Source organism: Nocardia fusca NBRC 14340, from assembly GCF_001618425.1.
Classification (GTDB): domain Bacteria; phylum Actinomycetota; class Actinomycetes; order Mycobacteriales; family Mycobacteriaceae; genus Nocardia; species Nocardia fusca.
Window position 1 is genome coordinate 120,127 of sequence record NZ_BDCU01000040.1, and the last position, 26,100, is coordinate 146,226.

The following is a 26,100-nucleotide window of genomic DNA, read 5'->3' on the forward strand; positions in this document are numbered from 1 at the left end:
CCGGGCTCGCCCCCCGCGACGACCGGTGGATCGACCGCCACAGCCCGAGCCACGACCACGGGCCTCACCGCGGCCGCGGCATCGGGCTTTGACCTTTCAGATGGCTCCCTGCAGGGATACGAGCACACGGGCCTGTGTTTGTGCGGTGTCATCTTCGTCTGCAGGTTCTTCGGCTAGGACCCGCTGGATCGCATGCTCGGTGAGGCGGACCAAGGCTTGCCTGCCCGAGTACGGTTCTCGGGTGACCAGAGTGAGGACCGGTACCTCCCTCCCGAGCCGGAGGGCTTCGCGGATGGTCTCTACGAGGTGGGTTTCTGCCCAGTGGAGCTGGCGGATCGCCACCACAAACGGGCAGCCGAGTGATTGGAAGTAGTCGATCGCGGCGGAGCTGTCCTCGGGGCGCCGGGGATCGACCAGCACGAGCGCGCCAATGGCACCCTGCACCCACTCGTCGTACATCCGATGCTGCATGCAATGGTCTGGCGCTGCGAGCAGATAGAGATCTAGGTCCGTGGCCAAGGTGATGCGGCCGAGTTCGACCCGGCCGCGGAGTGAATCCATCGACGAAGACCCAGTGGGGGCATCAGCGGTCGGGGTGATGTCTGCCAATTCGGCGTACTGCATCTGCTCCGACAACGAGGTAATCAGAGTGGTCTTACCGGTCCCGCAGCCGCCAGCGATGACGATCGCGGCTGAGGTCCTAGCATCCTTCGCCGGTCGCCCGCAGACAGGAAAACCATCGACCAGCGAGCCGTGGCCACGGGCGCTTATCGGCTCTGTCCAAGGCAGGCCACACAGGCACCCGGCACGCAGACACACGGTCACCAACCCCAGGTCAGCCATATCGCTCACCAGTTCCCGCAGGTCCGGCAACGACCACCCCAGCTCAGCCGCGATAGCGCTGATCCGCCGCGGCTGGGCGCAGCTTTGCCGTAATGCCCGGTACGGGGCCGGCATCGTGGCCGTCGTCCCGACATGACTGGCGGCGTGCACGGTAGCGCCGTCGAGATAATCAAGCTGTCTCGGCTGGATCGCGGATTCGTTGTTACGGGCGGAGGTGACGTTTTCAGAACTCGCGACGAGTTCAGTCGCAGGCAGGGCGCCGCGCGATTCACTCAATCCCTCGGTCGAAGGTTCCCTACCGTCAATCGCATGTCGCAGTCGCGCCCAGCCTGCTTCTACGTCACCGCCGTCGTCGGTATCGACGAGATAGGCGTACAGCTCCCCGAACACTTGGCTGGCAGTGACCGACTCGGCTCGATCGTGGATCTCCCTGTCATTGCTCATGACTTGTGTCCTCCGGTGTGGGCCCCCATCGAAGAGACGCTCGCGGCCAGGTCGCCGTCGTCCTTGAAGATGATGTGGTGCGGGTCGCGGTTGACCAGCATCTCGATCTTTTTGCGTGCCGCATCCCTGAGTTGGTAGGCGACCGTCCGTGTCGTCCCCAGCGCGGCTGCGACCTCTGTACCGCTCATCCCTACCGCCCAGCTGAGATACGCGGCCTGAAACTCTCGATTCGTCAGGTCGTCCCGAAGCACCCGCCAGAATCTATCGAGCGCATCGACGGCCAGCACGCGCTCACTGGGATCCGGCGCTACCGGGGCTCTCGCTGCAGCCTGCACGGTCTCGTGTGCGGGATCGGGAACCGTGATCTCCCTGCTGCTCCTACGGTAGAAGTCGATAACGCGAGAGTTCGCCGTCATGACCAGCTTCGCCCGTACGTGAGTATGCGACATCCCAGCAAGGGCATCGCCGTGTAAGCGCCACAGCTCCAGAAAGACCTCGTGGGTGAGGTCCTCAGCAAGACAGGTATTTCCGCCCAACGCGAACTTGAGGTGAGAACGAAGACCCTGGTACTCGCGCACATAGATAGCCCTGAGCTGCGACAGACACCCGTCATCGGAAGCTCCTGTCATCTCCAGGGACTCCCTTGCGGCATCAACTCGGCCGGCGCGCTCGCGTCTACCGCTGCGACGGTTGCTACTTCGACCACATGCGCTGCGATCGAAGATCTGCACTTGTTGATGCTGATCACTCGGCTACCCGCCGGTGCAGCACGCAAGATCATTCGCGTATCACGATGCTGCTGGCCTGCTCGAATACAACCGACTAGGCCTAACCCGGCAGTCCCCAGGACGGAGATGAGAACAACCACAGCGGACCCGACCACGGTAGGTGTATCCAGGAGGACATCATCATGCAAGGTAATCGTTTCCCGGCCACAGAATCTTTGGATCGGCAGGTCAGAGCGCAAGGCGAACCACATGCATGGCCTCGATTACTACCGGGCCCCCTGAAACAGCCGACGACTACGAGAAGCACCAGGAGGTCCGCCGGGCCGTGAACTCAAGATCATCAAGTAAGTCGCAGGACACAGCGGTCGGGGTCACACCCAGCAGGCGGAATAGCCGGTAGGGGCCCGCCGTTGAACATCGGTGTCGACGTCCGGACAGCCCCGGGCCGCACCCCATTCGTCGCTACGAGCGACCACTCGCCGAGAGGCGCTTGTGGGACGTCGACACCCCGACCGAACGCCGCCGGCTGCCATAGCTTGGCGGCGTTTCGCGGTCCTGGGGAGTTACAGCCCGGCCCCGGCCGGTCTCAGGCCGCGATGTCGAACAGGGTCAGTTTGTCCGCCGCGGCCGCGCGTTGCTCGGCCCGTTCGCGGACCGCGCAGGTAGGGCCGATCCCCTCGGCGATCGAACGCGGAGACAACAGCCAGCCGTGACAGCGCCGGCAGTTCTCGGCCATCGTCTTCTCCTCCTGACCGGGGCAGGTACTCCGGTGAGGATCGCACGCCGGTCCGACATCACTGCCTATGGCGCTAACGCCGCTATTCCTGCGCTTCAACCGCAACCAGTGCAGCCAGCGGCATCGAAAACGAATACCCGCCAGCGGCTTGCGGGTCGTCGGGTTCGATCGTCGCGCGGGCCTCTTCGTGGTCGATATCGCGGACCACGAAGGTCGAGGCCCCGGACTCCCCGATGCGCACCTTGTCGCCGATTTCGATCACCATCCGAGGATACTCGAAAGTGTGTTCGACTCCTGGTGTGACGAATTCTCCGAGCCCCTGCGGCGTGTCCTGGACCCACCGATGCCGGTTCTGGTGGACCTGAATATCGCGCTCGCGCCCGGACCGGGGTTCCGCCGTGATGCCATCTCGATGCGCACCAAAACCGCCGGGCTCGACACCACCGCGACCGTGCCGGGGCTGCTGCATGCCTGGGCAAGGACAACAACCGGCGCCTGGATCGGTTTCGTGCGCCTCGGGATACCCACCGGCGATCGGCGCGGCTACGTCGAAACCCGGCAGTGGTGCCCCGCCCGAGCCCTGACGCGGAGAGAACCGTAACCGCAGGCCGAGCACAGGCCAGACCCCCGGGACAGATCTCCTACTCGCGCCGGGCCGGACTCCGTGAAGGCCCCCGATGATCGGAAATGTCGGTGGCCAGTGGGTGGGGTTCGCCGGTGAGGTGCGCGACGGCAAGGGCGACTTCGCTGATGGTGGCAGTGGTGTAGATGCCGGTCACTCCCCCACCTGTCTGGCTGTGGCGGGCGAATTCCCGCGCGACGGCGGTGCCGTAGTGGCGCTCGACCCACGTGATGGTGGTGTGGCGCAGCCAATGGATCGAGATGCCGTGGGTGTGCACCCAGGGGAGGTGCTTACCGAGTCGTTCGAACAGGTGGTTGTAGCGGCGGCGGGTGATCGGGTTGCCGTTCCGCGCACGCAACAGCGGACCCGAGGCAGGTGCACCGCGTTGTTCGGCATGGCGGCACAGAGCTTGCATGAGTGTCGGTGAGATCGGTTGCCACAACTGTGTTCCGCCTTTCTCCCGCAGGAGGATCACTGATTGCACCGGGTCGAGATCCTGCGGTCGCAGGGCCAGGGCTCCGGCGCGGCGGCAGGCGGTTTCGGTGTGCAGTCGCAGGATCAGGCTGTCCAGCTCGGGGTCGTTGCCGGTGGTGGCAGCGACTTCGACGAGCTGCGCCAGCAGATCGGTCGGGAGGGCACGGCGGTTGGAGCGGGTGCGTTTGGGCTTGGCCAGGCGGGCAGCGGGGTTATCGCGGGGATCGATGAGCCGGCTGTCCTCGGCCTGCCTGTACAGCTTGCGCAGCGCGTCGATGACGTGGCGTACGACTTCGTTTCCGCCGCGGTCGGAGCGGCGCACGACTCGCTGGGCTCGGATCTGTTCACACAGCACCTGCAGATCCGCGGTGGTTGGTTCGTCGAGTCGCCGTTCACCCCAGCCGGGTTGAGCCAGGATTTTGTTCCAATATGTGCAGTAGTGCTCCCGGGTGCGGCCCGCGGGCATCCGGTCGATCGCGGCGGGGACGAAGTCGGCGAAGGTCGGTGCGGGACGCGCGGTCTCGGGCGGTGCTCCGGTGCCGAGGTCGGCGACGGTGAGGCCGAAGCGTTCCATCATCATCTGCACGGCGGCGATATCGGCTTGGGTGCCGGTGGTCATCGGGTTTCTCCTTCGGCGAAGCGGCGGGCGAGGATGTCGTCGACGACGTCGGCGGGATAGACGACCAGCAGGGCCTGGTCGGGGTCGGCGGCGAGCAGGACCCGCTCGCGGATGCGGATTCCGGCGGCGTGCCGGACAGCGGCCGGGATGGAGATGTGGCCGTATTTGGTGACGCCGCGGCGGCCGTGTCCGGGTCGGGTGATCAGGACCAGGCCGCCGGTGACGCGCCAGGACAGCAGGTCGCCGGGGTGCCAGTCGAGGGCGTCGACGATGGCTTTGTCGACGACGCGGCCGTTGGTGTCGACGGGCCGGATGCTGTGCACGGCGCTCGATCGCACGGGTTGTTCGAGGGTCGCCATAGGCAGGGCGGGACCGGACGCGAAGACCGACGATTCGCCGATTCCGGGCCGGTCGGCGAAGGAGGGAAGCAGCGGCCGCAGTGTGTCATCGGTCACAATTTTCACCCCCGCTCGGGGTGAAACCGCAGGTCGCAGCGTTGAGCGGAAAATGGGTGTCCAGGCAGTGCACGGACACGGTTTCTGGGGCACAAATGCAGCAAAAAAGTGTCCGGAGGGGGACTTGAACCCCCACGCCCTATAACGGGCACTAGCACCTCAAGCTAGCGCGTCTGCCATTCCGCCACCCGGACCGGTGTGCTCAGCAAGAGTATCGGATCGCGCCACCGGGGCAAAATCGCGGGTGCCACCTGGGGTTATCCGCTCCATTGTCAGCGGGTGACGAATTCCGGTCCGGCTGCGACAGCGCGTGGGTAGATTGTGGTTCGCAGCGGAGCAGTCGCGGTGAGGAGCGCCAGGTGGGACAGGATGTCGCGGTCGTTATCGGGGTCGGGGGTATGGGGCGGGCCATCGCGCGCCGAGTGGGGGGTGGCCGGCGGCTGCTGATCGCCGATTTCGACGAGGAGAATCTGGGCGCGGTGGTCGACGTGCTGGCCGGGGAGGGGCATGAGGTGCGCGGGCAGCATGTCGATGTCTCGGATGCCGGGTCGGTGGCGGCGCTGGCCACGGCCGCCGGCGAGGCGGGGCGGGTCACTCATATCGCGCACACCGCGGGGGTGTCGCCGACCCAGGCGGTGACGAAGGCCGTGCTGGAGGTGGATCTGCTGGGGACGGCGCTGGTGTTGGATGCTTTCGAGAGTGTGGTCGCCGAGGGCGGGGCGGGGGTGGTGATCGCGAGTATGTCGGCGTATATGGCGCCGCTGCCCGACGATCAGGTCGCGGCGCTGGCGCATACGCCGGCGGCGGAGTTGCTGGCGTTGCCGTTCCTGGACCACGAGGCGCATCCGGGTACCGCGTACGCGGTGGCGAAGCGGGGCAATGTGGCGCGGGTGCAGGCCGCGGCGGTCGCGTGGGGGCGGCGGGGTGCGCGGCTCAATTCGATCAGTCCGGGGGTGATCTCGACGCCGATGGGGCGGCAGGAGCTGGACGGTGAGTCGGGCGCGGCTATGCGGGCGATGGTCAACGCGTCGGCGACCGGGCGATTGGGGACGCCGGACGATATCGCGCATGCGGCGGTGTTCCTGCTGGACCCGGCGTCGAGTTTTATCTCGGGGGTCGATCTGCTGGTCGACGGTGGGACCGTGGCCGGGGTGCGGGCGCTGGCTTCCGGAAATCTGTCCTAGCGGCCCGGTCCGCATCCAGGGTCTCGGTCCGGGTGAGGGGAATTGTTGACGACGCCCGCGGCTGCGGATGATGATGCGGCCATCAGCCCCGACGTCCCGGAAGTGAACTGTGCCGCACACCAGAGTCCCCGCCATCCACCTGGGTCCGGAATACGACCCCGCCCTCGCCCGGGGAATCGAGGCGGGTGGCGGCCGGCTGGTGCCGTTGGAAGATGCCGAGGCGGTGGTGTGGAAGGGCGGGCCGGATTCCTTCCCCGAACGGTTACCGGATGCGGTGCGGTGGGTGCAGTTGCCGAGCGCGGGGATCGAACGGTGGTTCGCCGCGGGCCTCATCGACGACGACCGCGTCTGGACCTCGGCGGCCGGTGCCTATGCGCCGAGTGTGGCCGAGCACGCGGTGTTGCTGCTCCTGGCGGGGGTGCGGGGGCTGGGTGAACAGGCGCGTTCGACCTCGTGGCGCAAGGCCGAGTTCGAGACCCGGGTGGGGACGCTGCACGGGGCCACTGTCGCCATCATCGGCTGCGGGGGTATCGGCCGGGCGATGATCCCGCTGTTCCGCGCGTTCGGGGCACAGGTGCTGGCCTCCACCCGTTCCGGGACGCCGGTACCGGGGGCGGTCGAAACGGTGGACGCGAGCAGGAACGCCGAACTCTTCTCGCGCGCGGACCATATCGTGATCGCGGCACCGGCGACGGCCGATACCGCGCACCTCGTCGACGCCGACGCGTTGGCCCGGATGAAACCGGCGGCCTGGATCGTGAACATCGCCCGGGGATCGCTGATCGATACCGATGCGCTGGTGCGGGCGCTGCGCGAGGAGACCATCGGGGGCGCGGCCCTGGATGTGACGGATCCGGAACCGCTGCCGGACGGACATCCGCTGTGGTCGCTGCCCAATGCGGTGATCACCCCGCATCTGGCGAATCCGTCGGGCGGTCTGCCCGGCCTGCTGGCCGAGCATGTGCGAGCGAATGTCGAGCGGTTCGCGGCGGGCGAACCGCTGCTGGCCCTCATCGATACCGAACGCGGTTACTGACGGGGCGGAAAATGCCCGTGCGACCCCTGTGGTTCAGACTTCGAGTATCTCGTCGATCGGGCGCCGCGGGGTATCGGCCAGCGGGGCGGAGCCGCGGGAACTCCATCCGACCCGCACCATGGACTGGGGGTACGCGCAGTCGTGGAGTAGGCCGGTCCGGATCTCCTGCCGTGCGTCCGGTACGCCGAGAGGTTCGGTCTGCACGCTGGTGGCCAGGCCCAGTTCGGTCGCGGTCAGCAGAAGCGCGCTCGTCGCCTCCCCCGCCCGCAGCTGGGCCCGCCGGTCGTCGCGGGTGGTGCCGACGACGAGCCATTTCGCGGCGTCCGGCTGGTTCGCCGGATCGAGCAGGGCGGGGTCGGCGAATGTGCGCACCGGGATCTCGCCGGCCGGGCGCGCCGCGGGAGCGTTCCGGGACGGCACACCGTCGGTGAACCGGTCACGTCCACTCCACCGGGCGATCTCTTCCTGGTACAGCCGGTCGGTGGCATGCGCGGCGACCGCGTGCTGCATGGGGACCGCGAGACAGGGCAGCAGGGTGTCGGGAACCTGCCGGACGGCGGCGCCGCGGGCCGATACCTGCGCGGCCAGCGACCGCAGATAGCGGGCGGGGATCGGCTTGGGCAGGTAGTGGCGGCGGTCGGTGCGGCGCAGCAGGATGGCCGCGGCCAGTTCGATATCTGCGTCGGTGGGCGGCCGGCGCGTGGTCTGGATCGTGGCGAGGTGGTCGGGATCGTGGGGGTCCGGGCAGTAGTCCACGGTGGAAGCCCAGCCGAGCGCTGCCAGCGCGGCGCGCATATGGTGCAGCACGGCACCACAGCTGACGACGAGCGAGCGCAGCGAGGGATCGGTGACGATCAACTGCCGGCCGGTATCGGCGAAGAGTCGGATACCGGAGTCGGCGGACCGCCAGAGCCAGGGTTGGGTGTTGTGCACGGACGGTGCTCGGACTGCCAGGCCGAGGGCGAGATCGGTGGCCTCACGATCCGGGATCGTGGCGGACATTGTATTTCGTCCTTCCGATGACAGGCGATGTGCAGATTCTCCGGCTCGTACGACTGCCGGGTGGTCGCGGAGAGCGCGACCCCGCCACCGCGGCTCCGCGGCGCGGAGGCCGGGCGCCTGCGGTGGGGATTCCCTGGAACCGAGAGTAGACAGTGGGCAGCCCGGCGGTACAGCCGTCGGCGCGATATTTGCCGGAGGATATCCGAACCGGCGGCGCGGCGCGGCGGCGAATCGTGCACGGAGCGAGATGATTCGATTCCCGACCTGGTGGTGGCGATTGGTCCGATCGATCCGATGTGATCCTGGTCATACTATAGAGGGGTTACCGGATATTCGCTCCCCCGTCCCGACGCCGGTCCGGGCGGACACGTTGCGTCCGGTTCTGTTTCCCGGCCCGGAAGCCGGGTAGATCGGCAGTACTCTGGCCTACTACCCCTGGTGACCAGCTGTGACAGATGCGAAACACCGAAGAAAGGGATGCACATCATGCTGCTACGCCGGTTCGCCCGCCCCCTGCTGGCGAGTGCGTTCGTCGTCAACGGAGTCGAAACACTGATGCATCCGGAATCACGGGTGAAGGAAGCGTCGACTCTGGTCCACAAGGGGAAGGAATCGCTGCCGTCCGATATCGCGGGCAACCTGCCCGCCGACCCCAGCACCCTGGTGCGGGTGACCGCGGCCGTACAGATCGCCGGAGGCGCCCTGCTGGCACTGGGCAAGGCACCACGCCCGGCGGCGCTGGCGCTGGCGGCGACCGTGGTTCCGGCGACGGTGACCGAGCAGAACTTCTGGGCCGAGAACGACCCCGAGCGCCGCGCGGCCAAACGGACGGCATTCCTCAAGGACGTGAGCCTGCTCGGGGGCCTGATGATCGCGGCATCGGATACCGCGGGTAAACCCTCGCTGGGCTGGCGGGGACGCCGCGCCGCCCGCCGGGCGGCCGCCACCGTCGGCGGTGCGCTGCCGGTGGGTTCGTCGGCCCGTAACGGCACGGGCGAGGCCGTCCGGCAGCAACTGCACCAGGCCACCGACCGGGGGCGGGACCTGGTGGGTTCCGCGGCCGACCGTGGAGCGGAGCTGGCCGAGATCGCCCAGCAGCGGGGTCCGGTGTGGGCGGACACCGCCAAGAAGCGGGGCGCCGACTGGGCCGATATCGCGAAGCATCGCAGTGCCGAGCTGGCCGAAACCGCCCAGACCCGTGGTCCCGAATGGGCCGCGGTCGCGAAGAGCCGGGCCGCCGAACTCGCCGACTACACCAAACACCGCGGCGGCGAACTCGCCGAGACGGCGCAGCACCGGGGGCCGGAGTGGGCGGAAGCGGCCAAGAACCGCGCCGCCGAACTCGCCGACTACACCAAACACCGCGGCAGCGAACTCGCCGAAACAGCCCAGCACCGCGGCCCCGAATGGGCCGAAGCGGCCAAGAACCGCGCCGCCGAACTCGCCGACTACACCAAACACCGCAGTGGCGAACTCGGCGCCTCGGCCAAGGCGCAGCGCGCCCAGCTGGCCAAGGCGAAGGCGAAGGCCGACAAAGCCAAGGCGAAGGCCAAGAAGAAGGCCGCGAAATCCAAATTCCGCTGAGTACGCGGCGGATACGACGATGCCCGGGCCGTGCGGTCCGGGCATCGTCGCGTCACATCCCGGGAAACTCCAGGATCGGCGCCGGATAGTCCGTGTCGAGCCGCCACGGCCGGTGGATCGCCCTGCCTTCGATATCGGCGAGTTCGGGGACCCAGCGGCGCACGTAGTCGCCGTGCGGGTCGTAGCGGTCGGCCTGGCGCAGCGGATTGAGTACCCGGTTCGGGCGGGTGTCGTTTCCGGTCCCGGCGACCCATTGCCAGTTGAGCTGATTGTTCGCCAGGTCCGCGTCGACCAGCCAGTACAGGAAGTGCCGCGCGCCGGCCCGCCAGTCCACCCGCAGCGATTTGGCGAGAAAGCTCGCGGTGATCAGGCGGGCGCGATTGTGCATCCAGCCCTGTGCGCGCAATTGCCGCATCCCGGCGTCCACGATCGGGATACCGGTGTGTCCCTCGCGCCAGGCTGCGAGCGCCTGCTCGTCTTCGCGCCAGCGGATATCCCGCGCGCGATAGTCGGCCCATGCCGCGCCGGGCCGGGCGGCCAGGACCTGGTGGTGGAAGTCCCGCCAGGCCACCTGCCGGACGAACGCGGCGGCGCCCTCGGTGGAATCACCGGCGCGGCGAACCACCTCCCCCGGCGAGAGACAGCCGAAATGTAGGTACGGGGACAGCCGTGAGGTGGTGTCGGCGGCCAGATCGTCGCCGCCGGACGCGTAGCCGTCGAGGCTGCGGGAAAGCCAGTCCCGCAGGATTTTCCGGCCCGTGGTCTCGCCGCCGACCGACAGTTCGGGCGAGCGTTCGCCCGCTCCGAGCTCGCCCGGCTCCGGGAGCGACCCGGCGGCGATCTCCGGCAGCTCGAGGCGGCGCGGCGCGCGCAGCGGCGCCCGGTGCCGGTCGCTGGTCCAGCGCCGCAGATAGGGCGTGAACACGGCGAAGTGATCATTGCCGGCGGGGACCAGATCTCCCGGCGGCACGACGGTCAGCGAGGCCGTGTGGACCCGCAGCCCACGACCGTCGCGGGCCAGGCGATCCCGCAGCCGCCGCTCCCGGAGGCGGCTGTAGGCGCTGACATCGGCGGCGATATGGACGACCGGCGCGCCCGCCGTCTCCGCCACCCGCGCCACCTCTTCGGCGACGTCTCCGGCGCGGATGACGAGCCGGCCGCCGAGCGCACGGAGTTCGTCGTCGAGTTCGCGCAGGGCGGCCGCCAGGAAATGCGCGCGATTGGGTGGGCAGGAACGACCGGACACGATGGCTTCGTCGAGAACGAAAAGCGGGACCACCGTCGCGGCCTCCCGGTGCGCCGCCGTGAGCACCGGGTTGTCCCGCACCCGCAGGTCGCGGGTGAACAGGGCGACCGCGGCTGCGGTCACGTGAACCAGACCAGGCAGAACGTATGCCCGACCGGGTCGGTGTAGACCCGGAATGTCTCTTCCGCGTGGACGAAGGTGGCACCGAGCGCCAGGACTGCCGGTTCGGCGACCTCCACATCGCTGACCAGCACATCGAAGTGGACCTGCTGCGAACCGGCCGGATCGGGGAACCGGGGCGGCCGGTACTCCGGCGACAACTGGAACGCCAGGCGCCGGCCCTGCGGGTCGACCATGGCGACCCAGGTGTCGTCGCTTTCCGCACGCACCACTTCCCCACCGAGCAATCCGAGATAGAACTCGGACAGCTTCCACGGATCCGGGCAGTCCAGTACTACCGTCCGCAATCCCTCTACCCCGTCGGCCGCCATGGATCGGCCCTCCTTCCGCATGTCGTACCGGTCGCGTACCCGGGCCCTCGTCCGGGAAACCGGCACGCACTGCGCGCCGAGTGTAGGGCGGGGCCCCGGAGCCGGAGGGGATGCGCGTCAGCGCGTCGGTGGCGGCACCTCTTCGTAGACCTCGCCCACGGCGCCGGCGAGCAGCCGGTCGGTCATCTCCTGCTTCAATACGGTCAGCCGGGCGTTGTCGGCCGCGTCGCGGTCGCGGCGCGCGCCGAGTTCGATGAATTCGGCGGTGACGAATCCCGCGTCTCGCAACCGCAGCAGGACAGTCCGGTCGCGGTGGGTGAATTCCCAGACGTAGCGGGCGAGGACGCGCCCGCGCTCGGTGGCGGCGAGTTCGGGGACGACGGTGAAACGGTCGCCCGTGACCGCGCGCAGCGCCATCTCGATCGCGTCGCGGCCGCCCGGGCCGGGGAAGGCGGTGCGGACCGTCACTTCCCGTCGTTCGACGGTGCCGAACAGTGAAACGGCATGCCGCACAGCGCAGTACGCGTGCGCGACGCCACCGGGAAACTCGGTGCCGTGGTATTTCATCAGATCGGCGAACGAGAGCTCGATCGGTGTCCCGGATTCGAGGACTGTCAGCATGTCTTCTCCCTCTTCCTGGTGGCCCAGTGCAGTGCCGAATAGAGCAGTTGCGTCGCTCCCGGCATGAACCCGGAGCCGTGGTGGTACACCGGGTCCATGGTGGTGACGAGCAACCGCCCCGCGCCGGAACTCTCGTCGATGAAGAGAACGGAGCCGTCGCGGACACCGTCCGCGGTGTGCAGGTCGACCAGGCTCACCGCGCCCGGCGGCGGTTCCAGCACCCCGTGGTAGTGCCAGATCACTGCGCGGTCGGAGAAGAACTCCCAGGCGGGGTGGCCGGGGGCCTGTTTCCGGAGCCGGTGGTCCTCGCCGGTGCGCCACCACCAGAAGACGGTGGGCCGGGGCTGTTCCCGGACGCCGGGCAACCACTGTCCGGCGTAGTTCTCACCGAAGACGAGCACGGTGGCGCCCCGGTCGAGCCCGGCGCGGACGGTATCGGTCCACCGCCCCAGCAGGTCCGGACGGAGGCGGTCGGCGACCACGATCACCTCCGCCGCGCCGATCTCCGCCAGGGCGCCGGTGCGCACGTGCACCGGCCGGATCCGGTAGGGCGCCAGGGCGGGATCGGCGAGGGTGGCCAGCTGGGCATGGCTGCCGCCGTGCAGGAAGACGATACCGGTCTCGGGGTCAGCCATCGCTGCCTGCCAGCCAGCGCAGGAGTTGCGGATACAGCCGCGCGGTGCCGCGGTCGGCGGTGGCGAACTGCAGCAGGTCGTTGCCGCCGTGGACCAGGACCCGGCCCGCACCGAGTGGATAGTCGTAATCGATCGGCGCCCGGGTGCGGCCGATGGTGTGGACGACCCGGGCGTCCTCGGGCAGGTCCGGATAGCAGCCACGCCCGTAGAATCCGGCGACACCGATACGTTCCAGTTCCGCGAACGGGACGGGTCCGCGGGTACCGGTGTTGTAGAGGAACGACTTCGGGTCGGTGCCGGCCCACACCGGGTGTTCGGTCACCCGCGTCAACGCGAGGTCGCGCGGGTTACGGAACTCCAGCTTGCGCCATCTCGTCAGCCCTTCGAGGAATACTCGCTGCACATGCCCGTTCACGACGATCCGTCCGCCCCGCGCGACGAACGAATCGAGCATCCGACGCTGCTCGGCCAGGTATTCCTGGTCCACATCGCCGGTCAGGTAGAGACCGGTGACCGCGCCGGTGCACTCCCCCGGCAGATCGTAGACATCGATCTCGCGGAATCCGCCGGCGTACTCGCCGCGGGCCGGGGCCATCACGGCTTTCAGTACCGTCACGAGATCCCCCGTCCGAAATCCGGCACGGTGAGCCGCCGAACCGCGCTGGGTGTCTCGATATCGGCGGTCACGATCGGCACGCCGTACATCTCCGACAGCAGGGCGCCGGTGAGCAGTTCGCGGGTCGGGCCGTGGCGCTGATCGTCGGCGGCGACCATCAGCATGGACCGTTCGGCCACGTGCAGGGCGTGATCGGGATGGTGGGTGGTCATCACGACCGCTATCCCCTCGTCGGCCAGCGCGCGGAGCACGGTCAGCACCTGGGCCTGGTTCCGCAGGTCTAGGGCGGCCGCGGGTTCGTCGAGCACGAGGGTGTCGCAGTCGGAGACGAGCGCCCGGGCGATGAGCACCAGCGCACGCTCGCCCCCGCTGAGCGCGGTGTAGTCGCGGTCGGCGAGGTGCGGTACGCCCACCCGGCGCAGCGCCTCCCGGGCGGCGGCGCGATCGACGGCCGTGGGCGTGCTGTAGATCTTGACGGTGCGGGCCCGGCCCATGAGGACGATATCGAGCACCGAGAACGCGAACACGACCGAATGGCTCTGCGGGACATACCCGACCGGGCCGGAGGCTTCGACCGAACCGGAGACCGGCCGGATGAGACCCGCCAGACACTTGAGCAGGGTGGTCTTACCGCGTGCGTTCGGCCCGAGCACGGCGAACACCTCGCCCGCGGCGGCGCGGACCGATACGTCGCGAAAGATCCACGGCCCCTTGGCCGAATAGCGGTAACAGAGCGAACTAGCCTCGAGCATCGGCACCCCACAGGCGGGAATGGCTGCGGATCAGCAGCACCACGAAGAACGGAGCACCGATGATTGCGGTGAGGATCCCGATCGGGATCTCGGCGGTGCTCAGGGTGCGCGAGAGGGTATCGATCACGGTCAGATAGGCCGCCCCGAGCAGCGCGCTGACCGGCAGCACCATCCGGTTGTCGGTACCGACCATCATGCGCACCAGATGCGGGACCACCAGGCCCACCCAGCCGATCACCCCGGCGACCGAGACCGAACCCGCGGTGATCAGCGCGACGCACAGCAGCAGGACATTGCGCAGCCGCGCGGGATTCAGGCCCAGTGCGGTGGCGTCCTCGTCGCCCATGGCGAGAATGTTCAGCCGCCAGCGCAGGGCGAGCACCACCAGGCCCGCCGCCACGATCGGGAGCGCGGCCGTGCCCACCTTGGTGTAGGTCGCCGTCGCCAGCGAACCCATGAGCCAGAACACGATCGAGGGTAGTTCGCTGTAGGGGTCGGCGATATAAGTGATGAACGAGACCATCGCCTGGAACATCGCACCCACCACGGTGCCACCGAGCACGATCATCAGCAGCGGCGCGCCCGGCACGGCCCGGGCGATCGCCACCACCAGCACCAGCGCCAGCACGCCGCCCAGGAAGGCGCCGCCGACCAGCGCGGCACCGCCGAAACCGGCGAGCAGGATCAGTACACCGCCGAAGGAGGCGCCGGAGGACACACCCAGCACCTGTGCGCTGGCCAGCGGATTGCGGAACACGGCCTGCATGACCGCGCCGGTGAGCGCCAGTCCGGCGCCGAGCAGGATCGACAGCAGCACCCGGGGCAGCCGCACATCGAGCACCACGGTGCGTTCCTGCGCGTACCAGGTCTGGTCCAGCGGAAAGACCTGGCTCAGCAGGATTCGCACGATTTCGTTCGGTGGCACGGTGTAGCGGCCCACCGCGAGCGCGGCGAGGGCCACCACGATCAGCAGGACCAGGAATCCCGGGATGGCGAGGAGGCGCCGATCGAAGCGCGCGCGGCGCGGCGCCGGAGCTTCCGGCGCCGCGACCGCCGCCGGGTCAGCGGAGGAACTGGTCATAACCCGCGGCGTCCTTGTTCAGGTCGAAGCGCAGCACCTGATCGATCTCGTCGTCGGAGATGCGGTACGCGAACAGGTCATCGAAGGCGGCCCGGATCTCGGCGCGGAACTGCCCGTCCCGCGCGGCCGGGTACAGGACCTGGTGCATCCACTGCCACATCAGCGGCGATTCGGCACCGGGTACCTGCCACCGGTAACCGCCGAGCGGGGTCTTGTAGACGCGTTTGTTCTGCACCGCGCGCACACCGGCCAGCCGGGGGTCGGCGTAGATATCGGCGGGTGTGCTCTGGTCGAATCCGCTCAGCATGATGACCTCGGGGTTCCAGGCCAGGATCTGCTCGGGGCCCACCTGCCCGGACTCGGAGACGAAACCCTTCGTCACCAGGTCGGCGCCGACGAGGTCGAATTGGAAGCCGTCGTAACCCTTGGCACTGGTGGTGCTGTAGGTGTCACCGGTCCGGGACAGGATCATCGCCCGGGGCCGCGGTGTCGTCCGCGCCGCCACCTGCGCGCGCATCTCGGTCTGTTCGGTGCGCTGCCAGTCGATGAGTTGCTGTCCGCGTTCGGGTTTACCCGCGATCTGCGCGAACAGGGTGATCCACTGCTCGAGATCGTCCTGGGTGCCGTACTTCAGGCCCACGACGGGGAAACCCGCCGCCTCGATCGGCGCGGTAACCTCCGATCCCCGGTCGCCCCACTGCACCACCACATCGGGGTCGAGGTGCAGCAGAGTTTCCACGTTCGGCACGAAGTCGTTGCCCGCGACGACGGCCGAATCGGCCGAGCCGGGGAACATGGTGGCGAACATACCGCCTCGGTTCGCCACCAGGGTCGACTGATTGATGCCGACGATGCGGTCGTATCCCCGATCGACCGCGGCGAAGATCGACGGCGCGGGCATCACGGTGAACCCCACCTTGTCCGCCGGACCGTCCAACGTGACGGTCTCGCCCCGCTGATCGACGATGGACAGCGCGCCGGTGGCGGCCGCCTCCTCGGTCTGTGCTTCCCGGGTCGAGCACCCGGCGGTCAGCGCGAGGGCCCCGATCATGCCGGCGACCATCCATCGCCGTGGCGGCAAGCTCCGCTTCCACCGCCGTGCACGCTGCATATTCGATGCCATGCGCTCTACCGTCCTGCCTCTGAATCGTACAAAACGGATTCAGGTTAGCCTTACCTATCAGAACGGTGTGAATCGGGGCCGCCTCACTTATGGGCGGGTCGTTCCCTTGCTTTACCGCTGCTCCGCGAGTTCGGCGGCGGGCACGGGGTGCGCGTCGCCGCCGAAACCGCTGGGCCACCACACCTTCGGACCCACCAGGGCGAACAACGCGGGGATGACGACGGTGCGCACCAGGAAGGTGTCGAGCACGATGCCGATGCCGACGATGATGCCGAGCTGGGTGAGCGTGATCAGCGGCAGTACACCCAGAACGCAGAACACCGCGGCCAGTACGATTCCGGCACTGGTGATCACCGCGCCGGTCGCCGAGACCGCGCGCACCATACCGTCGACGGTGCCGTGGCCCGGTGTCTCCTCCCGGGCCCGCGTCACCAGGAAGATCGTGTAGTCGATACCGAGAGCCACCAGGAACAGGAAGGCGAACAGCGGCACCGTCGTATCCAGCGCGGGGAAGCCGAAGAGATGCGTGCTCACCAGGCTGCCCAGCCCCAGCGCGGCCAGGGCACTCAGCACGGTGACGCCGATCAGCAGGACCGCCGCCGGTAGCGCCCGCAGCAGGACGAGCAGCACCGCGAAGACCACCAGCAGGATTAGCGGGATCACCAGCAGTTGGTCGTGCCGGGCGGCATCGCGGGTGTCGAGCGCTTTCGCGTCGCTCCCGCCCACCATGGCCTCGGCGCCGGGGATTCCGGCCAGCGTGCCGCGCAATTGTTCGATCGTCGTGTAGGCCGCCTCGGATTCGGGAGCGGCCTCGAGGGTGATCATCCACCGGTCCACCCCGTCCTGACCCCCCGCGGCCACCACAGCGGAGACACCCGGCGCGGACTCCAGCGCCGGACGGACCGCCGCGGCGGCGGCGTGCCGGGTGAGTACGACGGTCGGATCCGAAGCGCCCGAAGGGAAATGGGCAGCCAAGGTATCCAGTCCGTCCACCGATTCGGCCCGCACCCGGAACTGTTCGGTCTGCGACAGCCCGATATCCGCGCCGGTCAAACCCGCCGCACACACGACCAGCAGCGTGATCGCCCCGCCTGCGACGACGGCGGGCCGGGCCACCACCCGGGTCGCGATCCGGTGCCACACCCCGTGCGCCGCGGCGCCGTCGGCACTCGCGTGCGGAACGAAGGGCCAGAAGATCTTCCGTCCGCACAGGGCCAGGGCGGGCGGCAGCGCCAGCAGGACGAAGGCCACCGCGACCAGCAGGCCGGCGGCCGCCATCAGGCCGAGCGAACGAGTGTTGGGCAGGGTCGCGAGCAGCAGCGTGCACAGGGCGAGCACCACGGTCACATTGCTGGCGAGGATCGCCGGGCCGGCGCGCCGGACGGCCTCGCGCAACGCGTCGCGGTGGTCGCGGCGCCCGTGCAGTTCGTCGCGATAGCGGGAAACGAGCAGGAGCGCGTAATTGGTCCCTGCGCCGAACACCAGGACGCTGGTGATGCCTGCGGTGGAACCGTCGAAGGAGAGGTCGGTGACGCGGGCGAGCGCTGTGCCGATACTCGTGGCGGTCCGGTCGGCGAGACCGATCACCAGCAGCGGTACCAGCCACAGCACCGGCGAGCGGTAGGTGGCGATGAGCAGCAGCGCGACCACCAGCGCGGTAACGGCCAGCAGGGTCACGTCCGCACCGGCGAAGGAGTCGGCGATATCGGCGCCGAACGCCGGGCCGCCGGTGATCTGTACCGTCAGGCCGGGCGGCGCGTGCTGTGCGGCCGCCTGGCGCAGCCGGTCGATCTCGGTGGCCAGGTCCTCGCCGTTCAGGTCGGAGGACACCGTCGCGCGCCCCAGCGCCGCCTTGCCGTCCGGCGCGACCACGAGCGCGTCCGCGGCAGTACCGGAAACCTCCTGAACCGTTCGCGCGGCGGCGGCGCGGTCGGAATCGGTCAGTTCCGCGCCGTCGGCCCGGGTGATCACCAGGATCGCCGGCGCGTCCCGGCCGCCGGGGAATTCCGCCACCGCGGCGTCGACCCGCGCGGCTTCGGAATCCTGCGGCAGCGAGGTCGGCGCCTGGCCCGCGTCGTCGTTTCCACCGACGCCCACGATCACCGCACAGGCGGCGGCGAGCACGGCGAGGAGCAGTACCCACGAGCGGCGGGCGGTGACCATGGTGGCGAAGCGTTCCCAGGCATCCACCCGGCAACTATTTCAGAAACTGAAATAATCGGCAAGGCCGACGCCCCCGGCACCTACACTCTTGCGAGCGGGATCAGGGAAAGGACGGCCCAGGTGAGAGACAAACCCTCGGCGAAGACGGACAGTACGACCCGGGAACACGCCGAAAGCGAGATCGCCACCGATATCCGCGCGCTGACCGCGGTGTCCGAGCAGATCGGGCATCTGTTCGCCCATGCGCACTCCCTGCGCAGTACCGATTTCCGCGCGCTCATGCACGTCGCCACCGCCGAAGCCGAGGGCCGCCCGCTCACCGCCGGACAACTGCGCGAACTCATGGGCCTGTCCCCGGCCGCGATCACCTACCTGGTCGAACGCATGATCGCCTCGGGGCATATCCGCCGAGAAACCGATCCCGGCGACCGTCGGCGGGTGCTGCTGCACTACTCCGACCACGGCATGTCGGTGGCCGGTGAGTTCTTCCACCCATTGGGCCGCCGCACCCGCTCGGCGCTCGCCGACCTGCCCACCACCGATCTCGCCGCCGCCCACCGGGTGCTCGCCGCGGTCATCTCCGCCATGCGGGACCACCATGCCGCGCTGACCCGGGCACCGGGTGCCCGATAGCCCGGATAACGACACGCCCGAACCGTCGAAACTTTCTGCATAGTCCCGCGCGGCCGGGGTAGGACGCCCACGACCCGCGGCGACCTGCATGCTGATCGTCCTGGCTGTACGCGGGTATACGGCCGGGCAGACAGGAGGTGTGTCATGCCGAAGGAATGGACCGACAAGCAGGAACGGCAGTACGAGCACATCAAGGATTCCGCCGAGGATCGCGGAGCGAGCACCAAGCGTGCGAAGGAAATCGGTGCGCGGACCGTCAACAAGAACCGCGCCCAGGCCGGTCAGACCAAGACCGCGAGCCGCTCCTCGACCCGTGATATGTCACCGCAGCGACGCGGCGGCCTCCGCTCGGGCACCGACAAGCCCAAGGGCCGGACCCGCGACCAGCTGTACAACGAAGCGAAGAGCCGCAATATCAAGGGCCGCTCGAAGATGACCAAGAACGAACTGGCCGAAGCCCTGGGCAAGTAGACCGCCGATGAGCCCCGCCGCCCGCGCGGCCACGAACAGCCGCAGGGCATCGAAACCGGTCGGCGCCGCCGAGTTCGTTCCCGGCGGCGCCGACCTCGGGCGGGTCCGCGCGGCGGCGGCGGACTGCCGCGGCTGCGACCTCTACCGCGACGCCACCCAGACGGTGTTCGGCGCGGGAGCCGCGCACGCACCTGTGGTCATGGTCGGCGAACAGCCCGGCGATCAGGAGGATCTGCGCGGGGAACCGTTCGTGGGACCGGCCGGGCGGCTGCTGGACCGCGCGCTGGAGGAAGCCGGATTCCAGCGCGAGGAGCTCTACCTCACCAACGCGGTGAAACATTTCAAGTTCACCGAACGCGGCAAACGCCGGATCCACAAACAGCCCAGCCGGACCGAGGTCGTCGCATGCTCGGCATGGCTGGCCACCGAACTGGATCTGATCGCCCCGGATCTGGTGGTCTGCCTGGGCGCGGTCGCGGCGAAAGCGGTTCTGGGCCCGTCGGCCACGGTGGGCTCGCTGCGCGGCCGCACCGTCGAACGCCCGGACTTCCGGGTGACCGGGACGGTGCATCCCTCGTCGGTGCTGCGCGCCCCCGACCGCGCGGCGGCGTATACCGAGTTCCTGGCGGACCTCACCTACATTCACGACTCCGCGCAGCGGTGACCCGCGCCGCGCGGATCACCGGCCCGGCCCCAGGCCCAGACGCCGGGTCACCCGGTCGACCAGGTCCGGCGGCATACCGGGTTCCCGGCGGGCGGCCTGCGCCTCCCGCCGGCCGGCCTCGGTCACCTCGGCGCGGATACGCCTGACGGCGACGGTCATCCGCGCCTCCCGCTCGGCCCGGGCGCGCGCGTCCTCGTCGGGCCGCGGGGTGAGCCGCCGTTGCCCCACTCGCACCAGTGGATTCGGTACCGAGCGCCGGGTCAGGTGCGCTTGCCCAGCTCATGCTGAAGTGTCCGCAACTCCTCCGACCAGAGCTTTTTCTCCATCGGATCGTCCGTTCCCGCGATCCGCTGTTCCACATCGGCGATGTCACGGCGAATATCCGACGGCGTGAGGTTCGAGTCCCCCATGAGCAATTTCCCGCTCGTCTGCCCGTACCGATATGTCACAGGTTCGCCATACCTTTGCTCCAGGATGTCCTGGTGTAAGGCGTAATGACTCGCTCCGTAACCGGCAAATATGTCTGCACCCTGTGCGTTCCGGGCGTCGATTCCGTCCAGGATGGCCTTCTCGCGCATATTGTTCCGGAAGGTCGATAGTTTGTTCATCGGGTGATCGCTGTGGACCATATTCGGGTCCATGATACCCTTCACGGGAGTACTGGGGTTGAAAGGTTCGCCGAGATACTTTTGATGCCAGGCGAGCATATCGTCATACGTCAGCCGTTGCGGCCCGCCTTCATGGGGCCACGCACCCGTCGCGATCAACCCTTCTTCTGCAGAGCGCGGCCAGTCGCGCAGTTTGGAGACGATTTCGTCGTCCGATAGGCCCTTGCCCTGGTGGTGCTTCACCTGGTTCAAGAAGGTCCAAAGGTGATGTAATTCTTCCCGGCCGGGATCCAGGGAAGCCGCGAACAGGTACGGATCGATATCGGCTGATTCCCCTCGAATTCCGTGCTGCTCGGCGAGCCCCTTGATATGCCAGTGGTCACCCATGTCGGCGACGATATCGTCCAGTGTTCTGCCACGTACCTTTTCTGCCGGAATCTCGTACATTTCGTTCAATGCGACACGATCGCGCCCTTGCGATTCTTCGATAAATATTTCGAATGCCCGCCTTATCAGCGGATACTGCTCATGGTTCGGTTTGGTACTATGATATTGGGAGCTGTACCATATTCGACTACCGTTCGGGGTGTCGAATCGAGCGATTCTCGCGAAATGCTTGAATATCCTCTCCGCTGTTTTGTCCAATGCCTCGGCGGTCAACCGCAGATCGGTGAACCTGTCTGCGGTGAGCGTGGCACCCGGTCGACTGTTGCCGGGCGCCTCGTCTCCGACGAGCCCAGCGGAGTCTCGGTCCTTGCTTCGGAACACCCCGCTCCCATCAACCGTCCGGCGAGCAGTTGCCGTAATGTCCCTGTGCACTATTCGAGCGAACAGACTGATCGAGTCTCGCACCATCGAGATGAGTTGTTTGCGAAGATCGGCCAGCTGTCCATTCACAGCGGGTAGTTCCTGCGACGCCCGTCACGGTCGCCTCGGCCCGGGTCCAGCGCCCCTCCGGATCGTGCAGCTGCTGCGCTCGAGGTGCGGGCGCTCTCCGTGAACATCGTAATCTTATAGCACAGTGCATTCGGGTCTCACGATCGTCGCGGGACTGCATAGAGTTGGCCTTCGGCGCATGAAACATGCTGCCGCGTAGCTCGTTTCGGTCATCGCCCGAGCCCGGCGCGTCCTTGGGTTGCATGCCGTCGCCACGGTCGAACTCGGATGAAGCCGGGCCACAGCGGGTCCCTCACCGCGCGACACGTCGAACACCGGGGCGAAGACATCGTTGCGGCGCAGCCACTCGTTCATGCGCGGACGGGCCGGCTGCGCCGCGGCGACGTGCAGACCTTCGTGGATGACGTCGGCGCAGGGGCCGATTGTGGCGGCACTCGATGTCGAGACAATCACTGACGAGGCCGAGCCCGACGGAAAGGCCGCCCGGCCTGAACGCAGGAACCGGCCGAATAGTTGTCCCCGCGAACGAATTCGGGGCACACTCTAGGTGACGACGTTCGACGCGCCGATCGAACGCGGGGGCGAGGACACGGATATGAGAATTAGGCCGCGGCAACAGCTGCTGGACCTGTGGCGGGCCGTGCTCGCCTGCTCCTACCGGGGCGACACCTGGACCTGGGGCGGCCGCGACGGCAGCAATTCGATCAGCGACGCCGAACAGTTGCTGTGCCTACTGTACCCGGCGACCGAACTCGAGGCCTTCGCCCTGGACCAGCCCGACGATATGGCGGCCGACGCCCGGCGGGCGCTCGACCCCTTCGGCGAGGAGACCCGCATCGGCGGCGCAGTGGTCGGCCTGCTGGAGGACTACCTGCGGCGCTACACCGGCCCCGACGGGGAACCGCTCTTCGCGGCCGGCTCCTACCTGCGGGCGGCCGGTGATCGCCCGCTGACCGAGGAACAGCTCGCCCTGGGGGTCGTCGACTCCTATTCCATGTCGCTGAGTCTGTGTATCGCGGCGTTGCGTTTCCTGCGCGGATTCCAGCGTTTCGTCGGCGGTGAGGTGCGGCGCGAGGCACGCCAGTTGAGCGAACGCATTCCGCTGGTGATCGACGCGGTCGGGATCCGGCTCACCGCCGCGATGGCGGGCCTGGTGCGCAGTTTCGTCATCCACACGCCCGAGCCGAAATCGGAAGCGGGGCAAGCGATCCTGCACATGATCAACCAGAACCACGCCCCCGCCGACGAGGTGATCCGGCGTCTGTCGGCCCGGCTGGAGCGGCTACGGGTCCAGGCGGCCAACGAGGTCCGGCTCAGCCAGACCTCCGAGGTGGACGTCGCCGACGACGAGCGACTCTTCGAATGCGGCTGGGGCTGGGGCATCGTGCGCACCGCCGAACCCATCGAGTTCGTACCCGGCGAGGTCGGCCACGCGGCCGGGCACGCCGAACCGCGTCCCTACCTGTACTTCACCGCCGTCGCCCTCGACGGCATCATCGATCTGTCCTCCCAGCGCATCCGGGAGCTGGACCTGCTGACCGACGAGCAGCGCAAACTCGCCGACGCCCTGCAGCTGCGGTTCGAACTGGCCCGCAACTACTGGTCCACGGTGGCCCGGTTCGGCGGCGGCCGCTGGCCGCTGGAGGATATCCCCTGGCGTACCTCCGACGGCGAGGAATCGGACTACTTCAGTCTCACCGTCACCGCCATCCTCATCCAGGACCTGGTATACCGGGACAGCACCGAGGACCTGGCCCGGACGGTGGCGGTTTTCGATCAGCTGGCCCGCCGGGGCCGGATCACCAGCCGCCTCACCGCCGGGGACGCGGCCGCGGTCCTGCACTATCCGGGTGTCCGGCTGGGCCTGGCCGGGAGCGAGGACATCGGCGGGGGCTCCGTACTCGAATGGTATGTCCCGGATTTCGTGACCATGATGCTCAAACGCTGCCTGCAGGCGGCGCGCCTGCGCACCGATGTCGACACCCGGGATCAGCTGATGGCGCTCGCCGAGGCGGCGATGGACCATCTGGACGGGCGAATCCAGCGCGACGGCCCGGCGGCCGGCCTGTGGGACGATCCGGCGGCCCTGCTCGGCCCGGAGTTCGCGGTCGCGGCCGGACCGTCCTGGTTCGTCACCGAGCGCGTCATGGAATGCCTGGTGATCGCCTACGACACCTTCCGCGAACCGCCGCTGGCCCCCGCGACCATGGTCGCCCGCGCCGTCGATCTGCTGAGCGAGGCCGAACATCTGCTCAACCAGGAGGAGCTCGAGGTCGAGGGTGATGATCTGACCCCGAAGCAGGCGGCGGTGAACCGTATCCGGCAATCGCTGGACCGGGCCCGCGGGGTGCTGCACGAGCGTCCGGGTACCGCGTACAGTCTGGCCACCCAGGCGCTGATCCAGCTCGACGAACTGGCGTACGCGCGCCAGGACGCGACGCGGTAGGGGGTCGGGGTGCTCGTATTCTCCACCTCCGACAAAGGCGGCACCGGACGTTCGGTGACCAGCTGCAATATCGCGTACCGGTTGTGTATGTCGGGCCGGAACGTCGCCTATGTGGATTTCGATTTCGGGTCGCCGACCGCCGGGGCGCTGTTCGAGATCGGCACGGTCGAACGGGGTATCGCCGACGGCGGGGTGCATTCCTATCTGCTCGGGCAGACCGGGACGGCGGCCCGGGTCGATGTCGGCACCGCCACCGATCGTTCCGAACTCAAACGGGTTGCCCCCCGCTCCGGGCGGCTGGTGCTGTTCCCGGGCGACGAGGGCGGCGCCGAATTCCTCACCGCCGACGACGCGGTGGTGACCCGCTGCGCCGAACTGCTGGTGGCGCTGGAGCAGGAGTTCCGGGTCGTGATCGTCGATCTGAGCGCGGGCCGGTCGGTCGCGCTGGAGATCGCGCTACAGGCGACCGCGCTCCCGCAGTTGCGTCGCCGGACAGCGCGCTGGCTGATCTTCCACCGCTGGACCCGCCAGCACATCCTGGCGGCGGCCGGCCTGGTCTACGGTCCGCACGGACTTCTGCAGACCGGCGCGGCCTGCGGGCACGATCCCGACGAACTGCTGGGCTCGACCCGCTATATCCGCACCGCCGTACCCGCCGCCAACTCGCATCTCACCGCGCAGCGCGCGGCGCAGGCGGCCTGGTTGCAGGAACAGGATGTCGCGCTGCGCCGGCTGGCCACCGCCAACCGGCTGGGCGCGACCGCGGTACTGGGCGCCACGCCGATGGAACCGGTATTGCAGTGGCGGGAGCAGCTGATCCTCGACAGCGATGTCAACGCCCATATCGCCAACCACGAAACGGCGCAGGCCTACACCGAACTCGCGCGGCGCCTGCTGGACGTCGCCAGCTGGGAGAGGCTCTAGATGCGGGACAGGCAGGTCTACACCGAGGCCACCGAACAGCCCTGGGTCGCCCCGGTTCCGCTCTCGCATCTGTCGATCGAGGTCGGGCACTTCTATCTCAACGACCTCCTGGGCGACCTCGAGCGGGTGAAGGAGGAGTTCCGCCGGATCGTGCCGTTGGTCGCGGCGTTCACCGAATCCGCCCGCGTCCGGTTCGGCCCGGACGTCCGGGTCAGCACCTGCTATCTGATCGACGACTACTTCCAGCCCGATACCGATCCCGCCGAAGTCCTCGGCAAACTGCTCACCGCCGCCGACGCGGCCGGGCTCACCATCGACTATCTGGCCCGCGAGTCGGGCTGCTGGCAGACCTCGCAGTTCATGGACGGGGTACCGCTGGGTGAGCCGATCCCGGTCGCCGAGATGGTGGCCGCGCGGATCGTCGCCGAACCGGCGCCGCCCGATACCGGGCGGCGACCGCCGACCGCGCAATCGGGGTGGCTGTGCAACGGCCGCCGGTCCTCCGAACACGAACCGGCGCAGGCCATGCGCGGGCGCACCTACGAACCGCCCGAGGAGTTCGGCCGCCGCGAGCATTCCATCTTCCTGGACGTGCAGTTGTGGAGCACCCAGCTCGTCGACGGCGTCACGGTGACCCGCTGGTCCTGCCCGTTCCTGGCCGCGGTCTGGCATCTGCTGCGGCTGGGCATGCTGCGCTACCACGGTGCCGCCGTGGTGGATCCGCAGCAGTGGCACGGTGAGCCGTGGCCGCGCCGCTGGCACGAGGTGCCGCCGGTCGTGCAGCTCACCCCGGACGCGGCGCCGTTCGCGGCGTATCAGACCCTGTCGATGCTGCCCAAACGCTATCTCGGTATCGAACACGCGGTACGGCTGGTGCTCGACCATCTCGACCTGGACGAGGACGTGCTCGCGCAGGTCATCGCGACCGGTGCGGCCGAGGGCGTGGTGGTCTCGCGCAAGATCAGCGAGCGGCTGTCCCACCTGCTACTCGACGGGTCCTGA

The 26,100-nt window shown here is 68.4% G+C and carries 28 protein-coding genes and 1 tRNA gene; 10 read left to right on the forward strand and 19 right to left on the reverse strand.

The genetic code is table 11. The features are described from left to right. Positions 1-96: 96 nt before the first annotated feature. The 4 genes from NF4_RS25605 to NF4_RS25615 form a co-directional block, all read right to left on the reverse strand. Positions 97-1,287 (reverse strand): GTP-binding protein, encoded by a 1,191-nt coding sequence (locus tag NF4_RS25605; protein ID WP_063129933.1) that lies wholly within the window; start codon positions 1,285-1,287, stop codon positions 97-99. Further along, positions 1,284-1,916 (reverse strand): RNA polymerase sigma factor, encoded by a 633-nt coding sequence (locus NF4_RS25610; RefSeq protein ID WP_157120592.1) that lies wholly within the window; start codon positions 1,914-1,916, stop codon positions 1,284-1,286. The genes NF4_RS25605 and NF4_RS25610 overlap by 4 nt, the downstream gene beginning before the upstream one ends. Positions 1,917-2,601: 685 nt before the next feature. Then, entirely contained in the window at positions 2,602-2,751 is a 150-nt protein-coding gene (locus NF4_RS38800; RefSeq protein WP_198165485.1) for a DUF6011 domain-containing protein, read from the reverse strand. 82 nt (positions 2,752-2,833) lie between these two features. Continuing rightward, positions 2,834-3,016, reverse strand: coding sequence for a hypothetical protein (locus NF4_RS25615; protein WP_063129935.1), 183 nt, complete (start codon positions 3,014-3,016; stop codon positions 2,834-2,836). Between the two features lie 18 nt (positions 3,017-3,034). Here NF4_RS25615 and NF4_RS25620 point away from each other — a divergent pair, with 18 nt between their 5' ends. Then, a complete protein-coding gene (locus tag NF4_RS25620) occupies positions 3,035-3,352 on the forward strand; it encodes a hypothetical protein (protein WP_063129936.1) in 318 nt (105 codons plus the stop codon). A gap of 40 nt (positions 3,353-3,392) precedes the next feature. On the opposite strand, the gene NF4_RS25625 is transcribed toward NF4_RS25620, so the two are convergent. From NF4_RS25625 to NF4_RS25635, 3 genes are all read right to left on the reverse strand, one after another. Beyond that, on the reverse strand, positions 3,393-4,466 hold the full coding sequence (locus tag NF4_RS25625; RefSeq protein WP_063129937.1) for a tyrosine-type recombinase/integrase: 1,074 nt from the start codon (positions 4,464-4,466) through the stop codon (positions 3,393-3,395). Beyond that, entirely contained in the window at positions 4,463-4,921 is a 459-nt protein-coding gene (locus tag NF4_RS25630; RefSeq protein WP_063129938.1) for a hypothetical protein, read from the reverse strand. The genes NF4_RS25625 and NF4_RS25630 overlap by 4 nt, the downstream gene beginning before the upstream one ends. Positions 4,922-5,030: 109 nt before the next feature. Next, a tRNA-Leu gene (locus NF4_RS25635) sits at positions 5,031-5,115 on the reverse strand. 165 nt (positions 5,116-5,280) lie between these two features. On the opposite strand from NF4_RS25635, the gene NF4_RS25640 reads away from it, so the two are divergent. Together NF4_RS25640 and NF4_RS25645 are read left to right on the forward strand one after the other, a co-directional pair. Beyond that, positions 5,281-6,105, forward strand: a complete 825-nt coding sequence (locus tag NF4_RS25640; RefSeq protein WP_063129939.1) for an SDR family oxidoreductase — start codon at positions 5,281-5,283, stop codon at positions 6,103-6,105. A 109-nt stretch (positions 6,106-6,214) separates the two neighbouring features. Beyond that, complete coding sequence (locus NF4_RS25645; RefSeq protein ID WP_063129940.1) at positions 6,215-7,141, forward strand: D-isomer specific 2-hydroxyacid dehydrogenase family protein; 927 nt, start codon at positions 6,215-6,217, stop codon at positions 7,139-7,141. Between the two features lie 33 nt (positions 7,142-7,174). On the opposite strand, the gene NF4_RS25650 is transcribed toward NF4_RS25645, so the two are convergent. Next, on the reverse strand, positions 7,175-8,143 hold the full coding sequence (locus tag NF4_RS25650) for an Acg family FMN-binding oxidoreductase (RefSeq protein ID WP_063129941.1): 969 nt from the start codon (positions 8,141-8,143) through the stop codon (positions 7,175-7,177). Between the two features lie 486 nt (positions 8,144-8,629). Here NF4_RS25650 and NF4_RS25655 point away from each other — a divergent pair, with 486 nt between their 5' ends. Then, on the forward strand, positions 8,630-9,727 hold the full coding sequence (locus NF4_RS25655) for a DoxX family protein (RefSeq protein ID WP_063130005.1): 1,098 nt from the start codon (positions 8,630-8,632) through the stop codon (positions 9,725-9,727). Between the two features lie 52 nt (positions 9,728-9,779). On the opposite strand, the gene NF4_RS25660 is transcribed toward NF4_RS25655, so the two are convergent. The 9 genes from NF4_RS25660 to NF4_RS25700 form a co-directional block, all read right to left on the reverse strand. Further along, positions 9,780-11,096: a cryptochrome/photolyase family protein gene (locus NF4_RS25660; protein ID WP_063129942.1), complete on the reverse strand. Its 1,317-nt coding sequence runs from the start codon at positions 11,094-11,096 to the stop codon at positions 9,780-9,782. Then, positions 11,093-11,464, reverse strand: a complete 372-nt coding sequence (locus tag NF4_RS25665; RefSeq protein WP_063129943.1) for a VOC family protein — start codon at positions 11,462-11,464, stop codon at positions 11,093-11,095. The genes NF4_RS25660 and NF4_RS25665 overlap by 4 nt, the downstream gene beginning before the upstream one ends. Positions 11,465-11,581: 117 nt before the next feature. Continuing rightward, positions 11,582-12,085 carry a hypothetical protein gene (locus NF4_RS25670; RefSeq protein WP_063129944.1) on the reverse strand — a complete coding sequence of 168 codons (504 nt, stop codon included), beginning with the start codon at positions 12,083-12,085 and terminating at the stop codon, positions 11,582-11,584. Further along, entirely contained in the window at positions 12,079-12,720 is a 642-nt protein-coding gene (locus NF4_RS25675; RefSeq protein ID WP_063129945.1) for a hypothetical protein, read from the reverse strand. Before NF4_RS25675 ends, NF4_RS25670 begins: the two co-directional genes overlap by 7 nt. Then, the gene (locus NF4_RS25680; protein WP_063129946.1) at positions 12,713-13,336 is read right to left on the reverse strand and encodes a hypothetical protein; all 624 of its coding nucleotides are present in this window, start codon (positions 13,334-13,336) and stop codon (positions 12,713-12,715) included. The genes NF4_RS25675 and NF4_RS25680 overlap by 8 nt, the downstream gene beginning before the upstream one ends. Then, the gene (locus NF4_RS25685) at positions 13,333-14,088 is read right to left on the reverse strand and encodes an ABC transporter ATP-binding protein (RefSeq protein ID WP_063130006.1); all 756 of its coding nucleotides are present in this window, start codon (positions 14,086-14,088) and stop codon (positions 13,333-13,335) included. Before NF4_RS25685 ends, NF4_RS25680 begins: the two co-directional genes overlap by 4 nt. After that, a complete protein-coding gene (locus tag NF4_RS25690; RefSeq protein ID WP_063129947.1) occupies positions 14,075-15,169 on the reverse strand; it encodes a FecCD family ABC transporter permease in 1,095 nt (364 codons plus the stop codon). Before NF4_RS25690 ends, NF4_RS25685 begins: the two co-directional genes overlap by 14 nt. After that, positions 15,150-16,220 (reverse strand): ABC transporter substrate-binding protein, encoded by a 1,071-nt coding sequence (locus tag NF4_RS25695; RefSeq protein WP_198165486.1) that lies wholly within the window; start codon positions 16,218-16,220, stop codon positions 15,150-15,152. Before NF4_RS25695 ends, NF4_RS25690 begins: the two co-directional genes overlap by 20 nt. A 183-nt stretch (positions 16,221-16,403) precedes the next feature. Beyond that, positions 16,404-18,455 carry an MMPL family transporter gene (locus NF4_RS25700; protein WP_084533465.1) on the reverse strand — a complete coding sequence of 684 codons (2,052 nt, stop codon included), beginning with the start codon at positions 18,453-18,455 and terminating at the stop codon, positions 16,404-16,406. Between the two features lie 120 nt (positions 18,456-18,575). Here NF4_RS25700 and NF4_RS25705 point away from each other — a divergent pair, with 120 nt between their 5' ends. The 3 genes from NF4_RS25705 (at position 18,576) to NF4_RS25715 (ending at position 20,223) form a co-directional block, all read left to right on the forward strand. Beyond that, complete coding sequence (locus tag NF4_RS25705; protein ID WP_063129949.1) at positions 18,576-19,088, forward strand: MarR family winged helix-turn-helix transcriptional regulator; 513 nt, start codon at positions 18,576-18,578, stop codon at positions 19,086-19,088. Between the two features lie 144 nt (positions 19,089-19,232). Continuing rightward, positions 19,233-19,559, forward strand: coding sequence for a hypothetical protein (locus NF4_RS25710; protein ID WP_030519233.1), 327 nt, complete (start codon positions 19,233-19,235; stop codon positions 19,557-19,559). 7 nt (positions 19,560-19,566) lie between these two features. Next, a complete protein-coding gene (locus NF4_RS25715) occupies positions 19,567-20,223 on the forward strand; it encodes a UdgX family uracil-DNA binding protein (RefSeq protein ID WP_063129950.1) in 657 nt (218 codons plus the stop codon). A 15-nt stretch (positions 20,224-20,238) separates the two neighbouring features. Here NF4_RS25715 and NF4_RS25720 read toward each other — a convergent pair whose 3' ends face one another. Beyond that, a complete protein-coding gene (locus tag NF4_RS25720) occupies positions 20,239-20,457 on the reverse strand; it encodes a hypothetical protein (protein ID WP_157120594.1) in 219 nt (72 codons plus the stop codon). 26 nt (positions 20,458-20,483) lie between these two features. Next, on the reverse strand, positions 20,484-21,728 hold the full coding sequence (locus tag NF4_RS38070; protein WP_157120595.1) for a hypothetical protein: 1,245 nt from the start codon (positions 21,726-21,728) through the stop codon (positions 20,484-20,486). 547 nt (positions 21,729-22,275) lie between these two features. Here NF4_RS38070 and NF4_RS25730 point away from each other — a divergent pair. Genes NF4_RS25730 through NF4_RS25740 form a run of 3 tightly spaced genes read left to right on the forward strand, consistent with a single transcriptional unit; the run spans position 22,276 to position 26,100 of the window. Beyond that, on the forward strand, positions 22,276-24,174 hold the full coding sequence (locus NF4_RS25730) for an SCO2524 family protein (RefSeq protein WP_232330649.1): 1,899 nt from the start codon (positions 22,276-22,278) through the stop codon (positions 24,172-24,174). A 9-nt stretch (positions 24,175-24,183) separates the two neighbouring features. Then, positions 24,184-25,098, forward strand: a complete 915-nt coding sequence (locus NF4_RS25735; RefSeq protein WP_063129953.1) for an SCO2523 family variant P-loop protein — start codon at positions 24,184-24,186, stop codon at positions 25,096-25,098. After that, on the forward strand, positions 25,099-26,100 hold the full coding sequence (locus tag NF4_RS25740) for an SCO2522 family protein (RefSeq protein WP_063129954.1): 1,002 nt from the start codon (positions 25,099-25,101) through the stop codon (positions 26,098-26,100).

Excerpts from the sequence above, each read along its gene's own strand:
- NF4_RS25710 (WP_030519233.1), top strand. The coding sequence starts at position 19,233 with ATGCCGAAGGAATGGACCGACAAGCAGGAACGGCAGTACGAGCACATC.
- NF4_RS25670 (WP_063129944.1), bottom strand. The coding sequence starts at position 12,085 with ATGCTGACAGTCCTCGAATCCGGGACACCGATCGAGCTCTCGTTCGCC.
- NF4_RS25665 (WP_063129943.1), bottom strand. The coding sequence starts at position 11,464 with ATGGCGGCCGACGGGGTAGAGGGATTGCGGACGGTAGTACTGGACTGC.
- NF4_RS38800 (WP_198165485.1), bottom strand. The coding sequence starts at position 2,751 with ATGGCCGAGAACTGCCGGCGCTGTCACGGCTGGCTGTTGTCTCCGCGT.
- NF4_RS25605 (WP_063129933.1), bottom strand. The coding sequence starts at position 1,287 with ATGAGCAATGACAGGGAGATCCACGATCGAGCCGAGTCGGTCACTGCC.
- NF4_RS25655 (WP_063130005.1), top strand. The coding sequence starts at position 8,630 with ATGCTGCTACGCCGGTTCGCCCGCCCCCTGCTGGCGAGTGCGTTCGTC.
- NF4_RS25675 (WP_063129945.1), bottom strand. The coding sequence starts at position 12,720 with ATGGCTGACCCCGAGACCGGTATCGTCTTCCTGCACGGCGGCAGCCAT.
- NF4_RS25625 (WP_063129937.1), bottom strand. The coding sequence starts at position 4,466 with ATGACCACCGGCACCCAAGCCGATATCGCCGCCGTGCAGATGATGATG.
- NF4_RS25715 (WP_063129950.1), top strand. The coding sequence starts at position 19,567 with ATGAGCCCCGCCGCCCGCGCGGCCACGAACAGCCGCAGGGCATCGAAA.
- NF4_RS25650 (WP_063129941.1), bottom strand. The coding sequence starts at position 8,143 with ATGTCCGCCACGATCCCGGATCGTGAGGCCACCGATCTCGCCCTCGGC.
- NF4_RS25700 (WP_084533465.1), bottom strand. The coding sequence starts at position 18,455 with ATGGTCACCGCCCGCCGCTCGTGGGTACTGCTCCTCGCCGTGCTCGCC.
- NF4_RS25695 (WP_198165486.1), bottom strand. The coding sequence starts at position 16,220 with ATGATCGGGGCCCTCGCGCTGACCGCCGGGTGCTCGACCCGGGAAGCA.
- NF4_RS25740 (WP_063129954.1), top strand. The coding sequence starts at position 25,099 with ATGCGGGACAGGCAGGTCTACACCGAGGCCACCGAACAGCCCTGGGTC.
- NF4_RS25685 (WP_063130006.1), bottom strand. The coding sequence starts at position 14,088 with ATGCTCGAGGCTAGTTCGCTCTGTTACCGCTATTCGGCCAAGGGGCCG.
- NF4_RS25615 (WP_063129935.1), bottom strand. The coding sequence starts at position 3,016 with ATGGTGATCGAAATCGGCGACAAGGTGCGCATCGGGGAGTCCGGGGCC.
- NF4_RS25690 (WP_063129947.1), bottom strand. The coding sequence starts at position 15,169 with ATGACCAGTTCCTCCGCTGACCCGGCGGCGGTCGCGGCGCCGGAAGCT.
- NF4_RS25610 (WP_157120592.1), bottom strand. The coding sequence starts at position 1,916 with ATGACAGGAGCTTCCGATGACGGGTGTCTGTCGCAGCTCAGGGCTATC.